The organism is Herbaspirillum sp. Her4, from assembly GCF_057961335.1.
In genome coordinates this window covers 1,250,856-1,264,616 of record NZ_CM176330.1, presented here as the reverse complement: position 1 = coordinate 1,264,616, position 13,761 = coordinate 1,250,856, and the positions used below count along the sequence as shown (strand labels likewise).

The following is a 13,761-nucleotide window of genomic DNA, read 5'->3' as shown; positions in this document are numbered from 1 at the left end:
GGATGGGGTCAAGGGATGGGGATGGCATTGCGAGGTGGGAAGAGCCGCGTAGCTTCGGAAATGATCAGCGCGAGCACCAACAGCCCTCCTGTCAACTGCACACCGGTGGTCGAGTGGATCACATCGCCAAACTTGTCGATGAGGCTTTTCTTCGGCTCGGACGCAGTGACCGGTACTGGATGCTGAGGGGGATTCTCGTCGTCGCAGTTACAGCGTTCATTAACTTCGAACTTCTCAAAGTTCTTTTTGCTACCGGCATGCCTTTCGGCAATACTGCGGTAGTCATCGGCCGCGTCGTCTGAGAGCGTATCTTTGCCAAACTTCACATCGAAGATTTTGGTTACCTTGCCATCCGGTCCGATACGGGCGATGTCCAGACGGCGCGAATCGGCCCACGGGTATTGCGAGCTGGGCAGGCCCGGGTTGGACTTGCTGCCGATCATTTCCCAGTTGTTGCCGCGATCGAAGGACACTTCGCGCCACATGCGGGCATCAGGCTTGGGATAACGACCGTTGCGGGCATTGGCCGGACCGCCGTAGTACTTGTCATCGATTTTCTTGCGCATGCATTCCTGAAACGTATGCCCCTTTGGCAGCGGCTGCGGCCCGCCTTTTTTGTGGGTGTTCCAACACTCGCAGGCCAGCTCGCAAATCTCGTCGAAGAAATCCTGATCCGGCTTGGGCAGATCACGCTGCTTCAGCCCGGCCATGTTCACGGTGTTGCGGTGGTTCATGAACAGCTTGTCGGTGAGCCGGCAAGCGGGCTTGCCCTCGAAGAATACGTCGAAAGAGTGGCTGATCCAGTCGGTCTCGGCCGAATGGGTGCCGGAGACCACGCCCCCCATCGACCCGGCTTCGTCGAACACACTCCTGGCAAATTGGCTGCCATCCTTGGCAATGCTGTGGCCGCCGTCGGCGAACACGCTGAAGGTCCCCTTGGCAAGGTCGCGCGAGTAGGCCTCGTTCTGATAGGGCAGCGGGATGCCCTTGTCGGGCGTCTTGCACACATTGGGCAGCGTGTTGTGGCTGACTCCGCCACTGCCGCGATGGCACAGGCTCAGGCCGTTGACGTTGATGGTGATCGCCATGCGCGAATCTCCGGAAGGTTCTCAATGGGTGGATTGGCGGCCAGCACGGCAGCGCCGCGCAGGGTGTCGTCCGAACTGGCGAGCACCAGAGTCGGGTTGGCCTGTGGCCGCATCAGCTGGCCGTAGGCGGCCAGCGCGACATGGGCTACGGCGCTGGCGCAGTGCAGGTCGCCGCTGGCGAGCGCCGGTACGCTGCGCTGCCAGTCCGGGGTGAGCAAGCGGCCCAGGCGCAAGGCGGTGAAACCGAACTGGTCGGCGCGATAGGGCTCGCCGTTCAGATCAGCGAACAGATGGCCGATCCGGGCCGGGCCATGCTGGTGCGCCTGTTCGATCGCCTGTCGTGCCGCCTGGGCGAGTCCTTGGCCTGTACAGGGCTGGGACGACGCATGAGTCACAGGTTCAATGGCGGTCGCGCAGCCCAGCAAGCGCCCCCAGCTTGACGAGGCGTGCTGCGGCGAGGTACTGAGGGCGACGGCGGCGGCTCCCTCGCCGGGCACGCGCCCGTAGGCGTTGCGGCGCAGCTGGCCGTGGTGCGGCACGCTGGCACCATGCAGCAGCCCTTGCATGTCGAGCCAGTACATGGCTTCGCGACCCAGGCCCGCTTCGACGGCCAGCACCACGGCCAGGGCGTCGGGCTGGGCGTCCAATGCCAGCCTGGCGTCGATCAGTGCGGCCATGCCGGCGGCGTGCCCGCCGCAGACCAGGTGCGTACGCTGCCACGGCCATTGTTCGTGCTCGACGGCGGCGCTGACTTGCGCCACCAGGCCGCTTGGCATGTATGGCCGGGCCGCGTCGGGAAGCACCAGCCAGAGCAGGCGGGGCGCGGCTTGCAATGTGGGCGATTGCGACGTCAGGCTTTGCGTGAGTTGGGCCAGGGCGTGGCGAGCAAGCCAGCCCCAACGGGCGGCATCGAACGATGGCGGGTCGGGGAAGCAACTGATGCGCGGCGCAGCACCCGCGCTGTCCAGGTACTGCGGGTGGTATTGCAGCAGCGAGAGCTGGCTGCGTAGCGCTGCATCGGCCAGCGGGAGGCTGGGGCCGGAGGGAAAGACGCAGGAAGCCCCGAGGATAAACACCGCGTTGCTCATTGATCCGGTCCTTCCTGATCGTCACCGGCAGGCCACTCCAGATCTGCGTGAACAGGACTGAACGGACGATCGAGGGGACGCCGTTTTTGCAGGATGCGTGTCTTGTCCAACCGGTTGATGTGCTCATGGCAAGACAAGGCCATGTGGTGCACGATGCTCACGCGTGGATGATCGGGCTCCAGGATCACGGTGTGGATCCTGGAGCGACTGGTCACCGAGTGGCCGTCGGTGAAGTAGGTCTGGAAGGCCAGGGTGAGCTTGGGCAGCTTGAACGACAACCTGCCGCCAGCCGTAAAGCCGGGCGGGGTGAGGTTCACCAGCACCACCTCTTCGCCACCTCGCAGATGACCGTCTACCTGCTGCGCGGCCGGTGCCAGCTGCCAGTGGCGTGGATCAAGATCGTTCGGCGGCAGGGGGAAGCGTTGCTCCAGCCAGGCTTCATCACAGGTGCCGGCGTACTGCTGCCGCTCAGGCCAGTGGCAGGGGAGCGGGCCAAAGCTCATGGGTGCAGGCCTGTCGCCTGGCTTGTGGATGGGATGAGTGAGCAGCTCGACATTGGGCAACCAGACCCGCCCATCGGCGTCTGGCGTGACACCACGGCCCAGTGGATTTGCGCTGCCATGTTCGGCATCCGGCGCATCGCCGCCGAAAGCGCGCTCATACACCAGCGGCATGCGCATGAAAGGAACAGGCTTGCTCGCCGAAGTGAACAGCATGCCGCGCCGCCAGTAACGATCTCCCGATACCTTGGCCAAGCGCTTCATGCTGCCCACGCGAAAGCCCACATGGAGTTCTTCCACGGGCTGCGTGCCTTGTGCATAGGCGTGGCCATTGAGGAGGATGTCGGTGGCGGGCTTGGACGGACCAAGGTCGATGTCGTAGCGCAGACTGCGCAAATCATCATGCGGCACGGGGCCGCTATGCACCGGCACTTGTTCGGAGGCGATGCGCGTGTCGCCGTCGCGCAGAATGTCATAGGTGGCCTTGACGGCGACGATCCAGACTTCGGCACCGTCACTGTCACGAATCCAGCCGCTGTCGGCCGCGAAGGGGGTGCGGTTGTCGAGGGCCCACCTGGCTCAGTTCAGCTCCACCTGACCGCCGACGATGCGGTTGAGACCTTCCGCGTCGCTCAGAATGTATTCGCCGCGCAGCGCGATTTTTCCGTTGGGATAGAGCGTGATGCTGGACTTCCCGCATCGCAAGGTGATTTGCCGCCTGGCTTCGAGGACCAGCTCTTCGGCCATCGGAGCGGGAGGTTCACACGTGGGTGCAACCGAAGTTGCAGCGTCGGCTTCTGATTTGGATAACAACAGTTCGAGTTCCTGTTCCATGCGATTTCATTCCTCTCTTCAATTGAGTTCATGAAGCCGCTGACGCTGCACGTCGGCGGGCAAGTCCGTGGCAAACAAGGGCGCGTGGAGCAAGCGCTGGCGGTGCTCGGCAGCCAAGGTGCGCCAAGGCAGCGGACCAGTGCGCAGGACCGCCGCAAGCCAAGCGGGCGTGAGCGGTCGCCCGGCGAAGTAGCGCTGGTCTGCGGCAAATCGTTCGCTGTGCTTGCGCCACCAGGCAGCGAAGGCGGGTGGGTCCGGCCAGGGCAATTCGTGGTCATCGGGGTGTGCGGAAAGTTGATCGCCCGGCTCTGGGGGACGTTGGCGACGCCCAGGCTTGGGACCTGACCAGCCGTCGCGACCGGGATCGGAGCCGGTGATGAGTGCCAGCGAGGCGGCGGCGGCGCGGCCATGGTGGCGGTCCTCCAGGGCCGCCATCAGACCAGGAACGGCGTCCGCTCGCCCCATCCATCCGAGGGCCATCAGGTAGCGCCGGCGATGCTGCGGCATCGCGGCAAGCCGGGCCAATACCGGTTCGGTGTAGGCCGGCGCATGCAAAGCGAGGGCGCGCAACGCGGCGGTTGCAGTTGCGTCCTGCTCGCTCACTGCCAGGGGTTGCAAGGTGGCGCAGGCAGGACCATGGTGATCGGGTGATCCGAGCATCAGCAAGGTCTGCGCCGCCGCCAGGCGTACTGCAGGATGATCGTCGTCGAGGTGGCGCAGGCCCGTGTGTGCCAAGTCGGTTCGGCCGAGATTGCGGATCAGTTGGAATGCCGCGCTGACGCTCTCTGCATCGGATTGCTGCGCTCGCAGGCAAGCCAATACGCGTTCATCCAGGTCCGGCCATTGGCGGTAGCCCAGACCCACCAGTCTGAGTTGCTGCACCATGGACAGCGAATCGATGGCCGATATGCGCAGCGCAGAGTCCGGTGCCCACTGCAACGCAGCCACCTTCGCCGGCATCAGGTCAGCGATCGCCGTGGTCAGTGCACTGGCGGCGCTGAAGAGCTCGCCGTCTTGCGTGGCCAGCGCGTAACAAGTCACCGCAAACAGCTCGGCGCTGCGCACAGGTTCCTCAAGGAGTTTGTGGAAGTGTTGCCGGGCTGGCTCTCCCAGGTGAACCAGCGCCGTCAACGACGCCTGCATGCGGTCGTCGTAAGCGGCAAGATCGGCGAAGTCCAATGCCGGGTTGGCCAGGCGATCAGGCCGGCGACGCCATCCGAAGGCCAACTGATCCGTATGGCGGTCAGTGAGTTTTTCAGCGGTCGTCGCCAGCAAATCAGGGAGGGCCGCAGCTTGCTCGACGTTCAGCATTGGCGGCAAGCGCCATCGTTTTTGCCAGCGCCGACTCCCGCGTCAGCGTTTGCAGTCGTGCCGACTGCACAGCAAATGGACCTGCATCCCATACCGTCTCCAAGTTGGCGAAACGGCATACGTTATCAACATCATTTGCGCTCGATAAGGCTCAGGACAGCAGGCGGAGCCGAAACGGTGAAAAGGTCTACGGTCCTCGAAAAACCTTCTAGAAATCGTTCTATCAAGTCTTCGCCAGAACGCTTGGCTATTGCACCTTCGGCCAGCTACGTGCGATTCCTCTGCGCATAAAAAAACCCCGTGTTCGCAAACACGGGGTTCTTCATGCCTCATCCGAAAGCGCACCTTCAGAAGCGCTTTCGGGCTGTACGGCGGGTCAGGCTTACTTGTTCGGCTGCGGCGTAATACGCAGGTACGGACGCGGCGACTTGTAGCCCTTCGGATACTTCTGCTTGATGACTTCCTCATCCTTGATCGACAACGGGATGATGACGTCGTCGCCATCCTTCCAGTTGCCCGGGGTGGCTACGGTGTAACCGTCGGTCAGTTGCAGCGCATCGATGACGCGCAGCACCTCGTCGAAGTTGCGGCCGGTGCTCATCGGGTAGGTGATGATAAGGCGAACCTTCTTCTTCGGGTCAATCACGAAGAGCGAACGCACGGTCGCCGTTTCGGACTGGTTCGGATGGATCATGTCGTACAGGCCCGCGACCTTCTTGTCGACGTCGGCCACGATCGGGAAGCCGACCACGGTCTGCTGGGTTTCCTCGATGTCCTTGATCCACTGGTTGTGGGCCTCGGCACCATCCACGGACAGCGCGATGGCCTTGACGTTGCGCTTGTCGAATTCGGGCTTGAGCTTGGCCGTCAGGCCCAGCTCGGTGGTGCAGACCGGCGTGAAGTCGGCCGGGTGCGAGAACAGCACGACCCAGGAGTCACCCGCCCAGTCGTGGAATTTGATCTTGCCGATCGAGGATTCTTGCTCGAAATCCGGTGCGGTATCGCCCAGGCGCAGCGTCATGGTGGTCTCCTTGGTGGACAGAATGAAAACAGAAGGCTGACTATAACGCGAGGCCAGCCTCAGGCCAACGACTATAAAGTGCTTTTCAAATTACCTTGCGACATGTGGAACTACAGATGTTGCAGCGTAGAGATGAACCGGTCGGCATCCTGATAACCGATCACGCGGCGCTGTGCCAGTTCCCGGCCATCGGCATCGAAAAACATGATGCCGGGCGGACCGAAGAGATTGAAGCGCTTCAACATGGCGCGGTCGTCGGCATTGTTGGCGGTCACGTCGATCTGCAGCAGCAGCATCTGGCCGAAACGTTCCTTCACACGCGCATCGGAGAAGGTGAAGCGTTCCATTTCCTTGCAGGAAACGCACCAGTCGGCATAGAAATCCAGCATGACCGGGCGGCGCTCGCCAGCGGCGTTTTCCTTCAGGGCCGCATCCAGCTCAGCGCTGGAGCGGATGCGCACGAAGTCGGTGGGCTGCGCGGCGGCTGACTGGCCGCGCAGATGCGAGAGCGGCGCCAGCGGATCGCGCCCGCCGGTGGCCACGCTGATCAGTTGCAGCAAGCCCAGCGTGACCACCACCAGGCCCAGTGCCCGGGATATCCATCCAGCCGGACGCGTCCAGAGCAGGAAAGCGCCATAGCCGATGCCCAGCGCCGCCCAGCCAGCCACCTGCAGCCACGCAGGGATCACCGGCGACACCATCCACAAGGCCGTGCCCAGCATCAATACGCCAAAGAAGCGCTTGACCGCATCCATCCAGGCGCCGGCGCGCGGCAGCAGGGCACCGGCCGAGGCGCCGACCAGCAGCAGCGGCACGCTCATGCCCAGTGCCATGGAAAACAGGGCGCTACCGCCCAGTACCACGTTGCCGGTCTGGCTGATGTACAGCAAGGCCCCGGCCAGGGGCGCTGCCACGCAGGGACCAACGATCAGCGCCGAAATCGCGCCCATCAGGAAGACACCGACCCATTTGCCACTGCCTCCACCGGAGGCTGTGGATAATCTGGATTGCATCGAGGCGGGGACTTGCAGAGTGTAGAGGTCGAACATCGACAATGCGAGGCCGGCCATCAGCAAGGCAAACGCGCCCAGCACCCAAGGGTTCTGCAGATAAGCAGACAAGCCCTCTCCCAGCATGCCGGCGGCTACGCCCAATGCCGTGTAGACCAGGGCCATGCCCAGCGAATAATCGACCGACAGCAGGAAGCTGCGCCCGCGTCCGCCGCCGGCGCTCGGCTGCTGTCCGACGATGATGGAGGACAGGATGGGCAGCATCGGCAGCACGCAGGGCGTAAAGGACAGCCCGATGCCCAGCAGGAAGAACAGCGAGAGGATGCTCCACAGCTTGCCGCCCTTGAGCACGGCGGCAATACCATCGATATCGCTGCCGCCCGTGCTGGGCGCATCCGCATTGACGCCCGCCGGAGTGACGTTCTTGCCAATATCCTGGGCCGACATCGCCAACTTCAAGGTCATCGGTGGATAACACAAGCCCTTGTCGGCACAGCCTTGCGATACTGCCGAAATGACAAAATCCTTCACTGCGCCGCTGACCGGAATCCGGGCAGTCACCGACTGATGGAAGGTTTCAACTTCCTTCTGGAAGTTTTCGTCATACTTGCGTTTACCCGCCGGGAATTGCGGCTCGCCCAGCGTCGCGCCTTCGGCGCTGAAGTGGAAGCGGTCGCGATACATGTAGTAGCCATCTGCAATCCGATAGCTCAGCTCCAGCGTCTGGGCGTCGACCATGCGGCCGGTGAGCTGGAAGGCCTGTTCAGGCGGCAGGTAATCCTCAGCCGCCTTGGCAGCCTTGGCCACCAGCAGGCCGAGCAGGGCCAGCAGCGCCAATACGATCAGCAGGGGATATCTTGTCAGGCGCGTGCGCCGGTTGATGCGGTTCAACGGTGTTCCTCGTTCGAAAGGAGTGCTCTGAGCTTATACGCGCAAGGGACGGACGGTCTCATCCTGCATCCAGGCCAGATACGCGGGCAGACCCGCCGTGATGGGCAGGGCGATGATCTCGGGCACGTCGTAGGGATGGAGTTGGACAATCGCCTGCTCCAGTTCCTGATAGCGCGCCTGGGTCGTCTTGATCAACAAAGGGATCTCGGTATCGCGCTGGATCTTGCCCTGCCAGCGATAGACCGACTGCACAGGCGACAGAATGTTGACGCAGGCGGCCAGACCTTGTTCCACGAGCGTATTGGATAAGCGTTCAGCCAAGGCCTGGTCGGGCAGGTTGGCCAGTACCAGCAAAGGCTGGTTCAACAGCGATGCGGACATGAAAGGACTCCTTGCAGAGTCCGTATTCAACCACATCCGGAGGCCAGGCGTGACGGCGCACATCAGCCGGATGAAAGAAAATGCAGCCGCGCAAAACAAAAAAGCCAGGCAGAGCCTGGCTTTTTCTTTGTGAAGCAACGTCCGGTGAATTATTCAGCGGTCGGTGCGTCAGCAGCGTCGGTGACTTCCGGACGATCGACCAGCTCAACGAAGGCCATCGGTGCGTTGTCGCCTTGACGGAAGCCCATCTTCAGGATGCGCAGGTAACCGCCGTTACGGGCAGCGTAGCGCGGGCCCAGTTCGGAGAACAGCTTGCCGACGATTTCGCGATCGCGCAGGCGGTTGAAGGCCAGGCGCTTGTTGGCCAGGGTGTCGGTCTTGCCCAGGGTCAGGATCGGCTCGACGACGCGGCGCAGTTCCTTGGCCTTCGGCAGGGTGGTCTTGATGGCTTCATGACGCAGCAGCGAAACAGTCATGTTGCGCAGCATGGCCAGGCGGTGGGACGAAGTACGATTCAGTTTGCGGAGACCGTGACGGTGACGCATGGTAATTTCCTTTCAGGTTACAGTTTTGATCCAGTTCTTCTATCGGCAGGCCAGCTGGGCTGTCCTGACCGCGGACCGGTAAATATCGGATAAAAGTTCTTTGCTACGGATACGACGAATACTTCAGGTACGGCCTCAAGCCAGAATGGCGGTGCGGCTCGCACCGCAGCCCGCCAGTTGACGTGAATTACTTTTCCAGACCAGCCGGCGGCCAGTTTTCCAGCTTCATGCCCAGGGTCAGGCCACGCGAAGCCAGGACTTCCTTGATTTCGTTCAGCGACTTGCGACCCAGGTTCGGGGTCTTCAGCAGTTCGTTTTCGCTGCGCTGGATCAGGTCGCCGATGTAGTAGATGTTCTCGGCCTTCAGGCAGTTTGCCGAACGGACGGTCAGTTCCAGGTCGTCGACCGGACGCAGCAGGATAGGATCGACCTGCGGTGCGCGCGACGGTGCTTCTGCAGTCGCTTCGGTGCCTTCCAGAGCAGCGAACACGTTCAGTTGATCAACCAGCACGCGGGCCGATTGGCGGATCGCTTCTTCCGGGGTGATGACGCCGTTGGTCTCGATGTTCATGACCAGCTTGTCCAGGTCGGTACGCTGTTCCACACGAGCGGATTCGACGGCGTAAGACACGCGGCGAACCGGCGAGAACGACGCATCCAGAATGATGCGGCCAATGGTCTTGTTGGTGTCTTCGGACAGGCGACGCACGTTGCCCGGCACGTAGCCACGGCCTTTCTCGACCTTGATCTGCATGTCCAGCTTGCCGCCACCGGTCAGGTTGGCGATGACGTGATCCGGGTTGATCAGTTCGACGTCGTGCGGCAGATCGATATCGGAAGCCAGGACGGCGCCTTCGCCTTCCTTCTTCAGGGTCAGGGTGACTTCGTCACGGTTGTGCAGCTTGAAGACCACGCCCTTCAGGTTCAGCAGAATGTCGACGACGTCTTCCTGCACACCGTCCAGCGAGGAGTACTCGTGCACGACGCCAGCGATGGTGACTTCGGTGGGAGCGTAACCGCTCATGGTCGACAGCAGGACGCGACGCAGCGCGTTGCCCAGGGTGTGACCGTAACCACGCTCGAACGGCTCCATCACGACCTTTGCGTGACCGGGGGCCAGGGTTTCCACTTCGATGATGCGGGGCTTCAACAAACTGTTTTGCATGAATTGTCCTTTTCAATACCCTCGGCTCGTTACACCGATAAGGCTGATGGCAGTTCGGAAAAATGCCCACCATGAGGTGGGCACAGGGGTACGGCGGTACTACGAATTAACGCGAGTACAGTTCGACGATCAGCGATTCGTTGACGTCGGCAGCGATTTCGCTACGGTCCGGCGAGGACTTGAAGGTGCCTTCCAGCTTCTTCGAATCCACGGAAACCCACTGCGGGAAACCGTTCGACTCGGCCAGCGACAGGGCTTCGGCGATACGCACTTGCTTCTTGGCCTTTTCACGGATGGCGATGACGTCGCCAGCCTTGACGGAGTACGAAGCGATGTTCACGACTTGACCGTTCACGGTCAGGGCCTTGTGGGACACCAGCTGACGCGCTTCAGCGCGGGTCGAGCCGAAGCCCATGCGGTAGACGACGTTGTCCAGGCGCGATTCCAGCAGCTTCAGCAGGGTTTCGCCGGTGTTGCCCTTGCGGCGGTCGGCTTCAGCGAAGTAGCGGCGGAACTGGCGCTCGAGGACGCCGTACATGCGCTTGACCTTCTGCTTTTCACGCAGCTGGTTGCCGTAGTCGGAGGTGCGGGCGCCCGAAGTGCGGCCGTGCTGACCCGGCTTGGAATCCAGCTTGCACTTGGAATCCAGCGAGCGGCGTGCGCTCTTGAGGAACAGGTCGGTGCCTTCGCGGCGGGAGAGTTTTGCTTTCGGTCCGATATAACGTGCCACGGTATTTCCTTTATCAATGACGTCCCATGTTGCCGGACGCTAGTCTGACCTGCATGCGGCCAGACAGTGGTCTTAAGAACAAAACCCGCCAAGGTGATTGGCGGGTGATTTGCCTGCGCTTTTGCCTGACGAACAGGCGAAAGCGCAAGATTATACTACAACTTAGATGCGACGGCGCTTCGGCGGACGGCAGCCGTTGTGCGGGACCGGAGTCACGTCCTGGATCTGGGTGATCTTGATGCCCAGGTTGTTCAGAGCGCGCACTGCGGATTCACGGCCCGGGCCGGGGCCCTTGATACGCACTTCCAGGTTCTTGATGCCGCATTCGATGGCAACCTTGCCGGCGCTTTCAGCGGCGACCTGGGCTGCGAACGGAGTCGACTTGCGCGAACCCTTGAAGCCAGCACCACCCGAAGTTGCCCACGACAGAGCGTTGCCCTGACGGTCGGTGATCGTGATGATGGTGTTGTTGAACGAAGCGTGAACGTGCGCGATGCCTTCAGCAACGTTCTTCTTGACTTTCTTACGAACACGCGATGCTGCTGCGTTGTTGGGGGACTTTGCCATAATTTCTTCCTTGAATCCGACCAGTGCTTGCGCCTGCCGGGATTATTTCTTCAGCGATTGAGCGGCCTTGCGCGGACCCTTGCGAGTACGGGCGTTGGTGCGGGTGCGTTGACCACGAACCGGCAGGCCACGACGGTGACGCAGACCGCGGTAGCAACCCAGGTCCATCAAACGCTTGATGTTCATGGACAACTCACGGCGCAGATCGCCTTCCACGACGAACTTGGCGATTTCGTCACGCAGCTTTTCCAGCTCGTTATCGTCCAGGTCCTTGACCTTCTTGTTGGTCGGAACGCCGGTAGCAGCGCAAATGTCTTGTGCGCGCGGACGGCCAATACCATAGATGGCGGTCAGGCCGATTACGGTGTGCTGATGGTTGGGGATGTTGACCCCTGCAATACGTGCCATTCGTTATTCCTCGATCAATAACGTTAAGTTAACCCTGGCGCTGCTTATGGCGAGGTTCGGTGCAGATCACACGAACGATACCATTGCGCTTGATGATTTTGCAGTTGCGGCAGATCCGCTTGACTGATGCGAGCACTTTCATTGTGGCCCTCTTTCTTTCAATGTTTCACTGTTACTTGGTTCGGAACACGATACGTGCCCGGCTCAAATCGTAAGGCGTCAGTTCCACCGTTACCTTATCGCCGGGCAGGATACGGATGTAATTCATGCGCATCTTGCCGGAAATATGGCCGAGTACAACGTGACCGTTTTCCAACTTAACCCTGAATGTCGCGTTGGGCAGATTTTCAAGAATCTCGCCCTGCATCTGAATAACGTCGTCTTTTGCCATTCCGTGTCTTCTTCCCTGGAGCATGAGCCCGCTTATCGCGGTGTCATGCCACCCTTGAAATTAGCTTTGCGGAGCAACGATTCATACTGCTGCGACATCACATAGTTCTGCACTTGGGCCATGAAATCCATCGTCACGACCACAATGATCAGCAGCGATGTGCCACCGAAGTAGAATGGTACCTTCCAGCGTGCAATCAGGAACTCTGGCAGCAGGCACACCAAGGTGATGTACACGGCGCCGGCCAGGGTCAGGCGCATCAGGATCTTGTCGATATAACGCGCTGTCTGGTCACCCGGACGGATACCCGGAACAAAAGCACCACTCTTCTTCAGGTTGTCTGCCGTTTCCTTGCTGTTGAACACCAGTGCGGTGTAGAAGAAGCAGAAGAAAACGATAGCTACCGCGTACAGCAAGGCATGGATCGGTTCGCCTGGTGCCATCGATGCCGCCAGATCCTTCAGAAAACGAATGAAGGGATTGGACGTATCACCGGAGGTGAACCAGCTGGTGATCGTGGCCGGGAACAGGATGATCGACGATGCAAAGATCGGCGGAATCACGCCAGCCATGTTCAGCTTCAGCGGCAAGTGGCTGCTCTGGCCACCGTAGATCTTGTTGCCGACCTGACGCTTCGCATAGTTCACCAGGATCTTGCGCTGGCCACGTTCGATGAAGACCACCAGGAACGTCACCAGAGCCACGATCACGCAGATCAGGATTGCCGACAGGGCGTTCATCGAACCGGTACGGACCAGCTCGAACAAGCCACCCAGAGCATTCGGCAGACCTGCCGCAATACCGGCGAAGATGATGATCGAGATGCCATTGCCCAAACCACGTTCAGTGATCTGTTCACCCAGCCACATCAGGAACATCGTACCGGTAATCAAGGTCACCACCGTGGTCAGACGGAAGGCCAGACCCGGATCCAGCACCAGGCCGGCTTGCGATTCCAGCGCCACCGCGATGCCCAGCGCCTGGAAGGTCGCCAGCACCAGGGTGCCGTAACGGGTGTACTGCGTGATCTTGCGACGACCGGCTTCACCCTCTTTCTTCAATGCTTCCAGCTGCGGCGAAACCACCGACAGCAGCTGCATGATGATCGATGCCGAGATATACGGCATGATCCCCAGTGCGAAGATCGTGAAGCGCGACAGGGCACCACCGGAGAACATGTTGAACATGCCCAGAATGCCGCCCTGATTCTGCTTGAACAGCTGCGCCAACTGCGTCGGATCAATACCCGGAACCGGGATATGTGCACCGATGCGATAAACGATCAACGCCCCCAGCAGGAACCACAAACGACCCCAGGGGAATCCTTTTGCGGCACCTTTTGCTAATTGAGGAGTAGTTGCCAATTAATGCTCCGGGACCGGATCACTCAGCGATGGAACCACCGGCAGCTTCGATAGCGGCCTTGGCACCAGCGGTTGCGATCAGACCCTTGACGGTTACCTTCTTGGTCAGTTCGCCAGCCTTGATGATACGCACGACACGAGCCAGTTCCGACACGAGGCCGGCTTGCTTCAGTGCCAGCACGTCGATCTCGGCGACGGGCAGCTTTTCCAGGTCGGACAGGCGCACTTCAGCCTTGTAAGGCGTTGCCAGCGACTTGAAACCGCGCTTGGGCAGACGACGTTGCAGGGGCATCTGGCCGCCTTCAAAGCCGACCTTGTGGAAACCGCCCGAACGCGACTTCTGACCCTTGTGGCCACGACCAGCGGTCTTGCCCAGGCCAGAGCCGATACCACGACCGACGCGACGCTTAGCGTGCTTGGCGCCGTCTGCGGGTTGGATAGTGTTTAATTGCATGATTCGCTCCGTT

General features: G+C 60.9%; 17 protein-coding genes. All 17 read right to left on the bottom strand.

Going from position 1 to position 13,761, the window contains the following annotated elements; genetic code table 11:
- Nucleotides 1-8: 8 nt before the first annotated feature.
- The 17 genes from ACWFUC_RS05845 to rplO all read right to left on the bottom strand — a co-directional run bounded on the left by ACWFUC_RS05845 (nt 9) and on the right by rplO (nt 13,748).
- Entirely contained in the window at nt 9-1,088 is a 1,080-nt protein-coding gene (locus ACWFUC_RS05845; RefSeq protein ID WP_489624361.1) for a DUF4150 domain-containing protein, read from the bottom strand.
- Nucleotides 1,058-2,164 (bottom strand): beta-ketoacyl synthase, encoded by a 1,107-nt coding sequence (locus ACWFUC_RS05840; protein WP_489624360.1) that lies wholly within the window; start codon nt 2,162-2,164, stop codon nt 1,058-1,060. Before ACWFUC_RS05840 ends, ACWFUC_RS05845 begins: the two co-directional genes overlap by 31 nt.
- Nucleotides 2,165-2,172: 8 nt before the next feature.
- Nucleotides 2,173-3,204, bottom strand: a complete 1,032-nt coding sequence (locus ACWFUC_RS05835) for a DUF2169 family type VI secretion system accessory protein (RefSeq protein ID WP_489625520.1) — start codon at nt 3,202-3,204, stop codon at nt 2,173-2,175.
- 51 nt (nt 3,205-3,255) lie between these two features.
- Nucleotides 3,256-3,510, bottom strand: a complete 255-nt coding sequence (locus ACWFUC_RS05830; protein WP_039790339.1) for a hypothetical protein — start codon at nt 3,508-3,510, stop codon at nt 3,256-3,258.
- An 18-nt stretch (nt 3,511-3,528) separates the two neighbouring features.
- Complete coding sequence (locus ACWFUC_RS05825; RefSeq protein ID WP_489624359.1) at nt 3,529-4,821, bottom strand: hypothetical protein; 1,293 nt, start codon at nt 4,819-4,821, stop codon at nt 3,529-3,531.
- A 382-nt stretch (nt 4,822-5,203) separates the two neighbouring features.
- On the bottom strand, nt 5,204-5,842 hold the full coding sequence (locus ACWFUC_RS05820) for a peroxiredoxin (RefSeq protein WP_241813700.1): 639 nt from the start codon (nt 5,840-5,842) through the stop codon (nt 5,204-5,206).
- A 110-nt stretch (nt 5,843-5,952) separates the two neighbouring features.
- Nucleotides 5,953-7,743, bottom strand: a complete 1,791-nt coding sequence (gene dsbD, locus ACWFUC_RS05815; RefSeq protein WP_489624358.1) for a protein-disulfide reductase DsbD — start codon at nt 7,741-7,743, stop codon at nt 5,953-5,955.
- Between the two features lie 33 nt (nt 7,744-7,776).
- Entirely contained in the window at nt 7,777-8,124 is a 348-nt protein-coding gene (gene cutA, locus ACWFUC_RS05810; RefSeq protein ID WP_489624357.1) for a divalent-cation tolerance protein CutA, read from the bottom strand.
- Between the two features lie 149 nt (nt 8,125-8,273).
- Nucleotides 8,274-8,669, bottom strand: a complete 396-nt coding sequence (rplQ, locus tag ACWFUC_RS05805) for a 50S ribosomal protein L17 (RefSeq protein ID WP_008334167.1) — start codon at nt 8,667-8,669, stop codon at nt 8,274-8,276.
- 187 nt (nt 8,670-8,856) lie between these two features.
- A complete protein-coding gene (locus tag ACWFUC_RS05800) occupies nt 8,857-9,834 on the bottom strand; it encodes a DNA-directed RNA polymerase subunit alpha (RefSeq protein ID WP_006464909.1) in 978 nt (325 codons plus the stop codon).
- A 106-nt stretch (nt 9,835-9,940) separates the two neighbouring features.
- A complete protein-coding gene (gene rpsD / locus ACWFUC_RS05795) occupies nt 9,941-10,564 on the bottom strand; it encodes a 30S ribosomal protein S4 (RefSeq protein WP_008334157.1) in 624 nt (207 codons plus the stop codon).
- A gap of 162 nt (nt 10,565-10,726) precedes the next feature.
- Nucleotides 10,727-11,131, bottom strand: coding sequence for a 30S ribosomal protein S11 (rpsK, locus tag ACWFUC_RS05790; protein ID WP_006464911.1), 405 nt, complete (start codon nt 11,129-11,131; stop codon nt 10,727-10,729).
- Nucleotides 11,132-11,173: 42 nt separating this feature from the next.
- The gene (rpsM, locus tag ACWFUC_RS05785) at nt 11,174-11,539 is read right to left on the bottom strand and encodes a 30S ribosomal protein S13 (RefSeq protein WP_006464912.1); all 366 of its coding nucleotides are present in this window, start codon (nt 11,537-11,539) and stop codon (nt 11,174-11,176) included.
- A gap of 28 nt (nt 11,540-11,567) precedes the next feature.
- Entirely contained in the window at nt 11,568-11,681 is a 114-nt protein-coding gene (gene rpmJ / locus ACWFUC_RS05780) for a 50S ribosomal protein L36 (RefSeq protein ID WP_013232189.1), read from the bottom strand.
- A gap of 30 nt (nt 11,682-11,711) precedes the next feature.
- A complete protein-coding gene (gene infA / locus ACWFUC_RS05775; protein WP_005663428.1) occupies nt 11,712-11,930 on the bottom strand; it encodes a translation initiation factor IF-1 in 219 nt (72 codons plus the stop codon).
- 32 nt (nt 11,931-11,962) lie between these two features.
- Complete coding sequence (secY, locus tag ACWFUC_RS05770) at nt 11,963-13,294, bottom strand: preprotein translocase subunit SecY (protein WP_013232188.1); 1,332 nt, start codon at nt 13,292-13,294, stop codon at nt 11,963-11,965.
- A gap of 19 nt (nt 13,295-13,313) precedes the next feature.
- A complete protein-coding gene (gene rplO / locus ACWFUC_RS05765; protein ID WP_008334147.1) occupies nt 13,314-13,748 on the bottom strand; it encodes a 50S ribosomal protein L15 in 435 nt (144 codons plus the stop codon).
- Nucleotides 13,749-13,761: the final 13 nt, after the last annotated feature.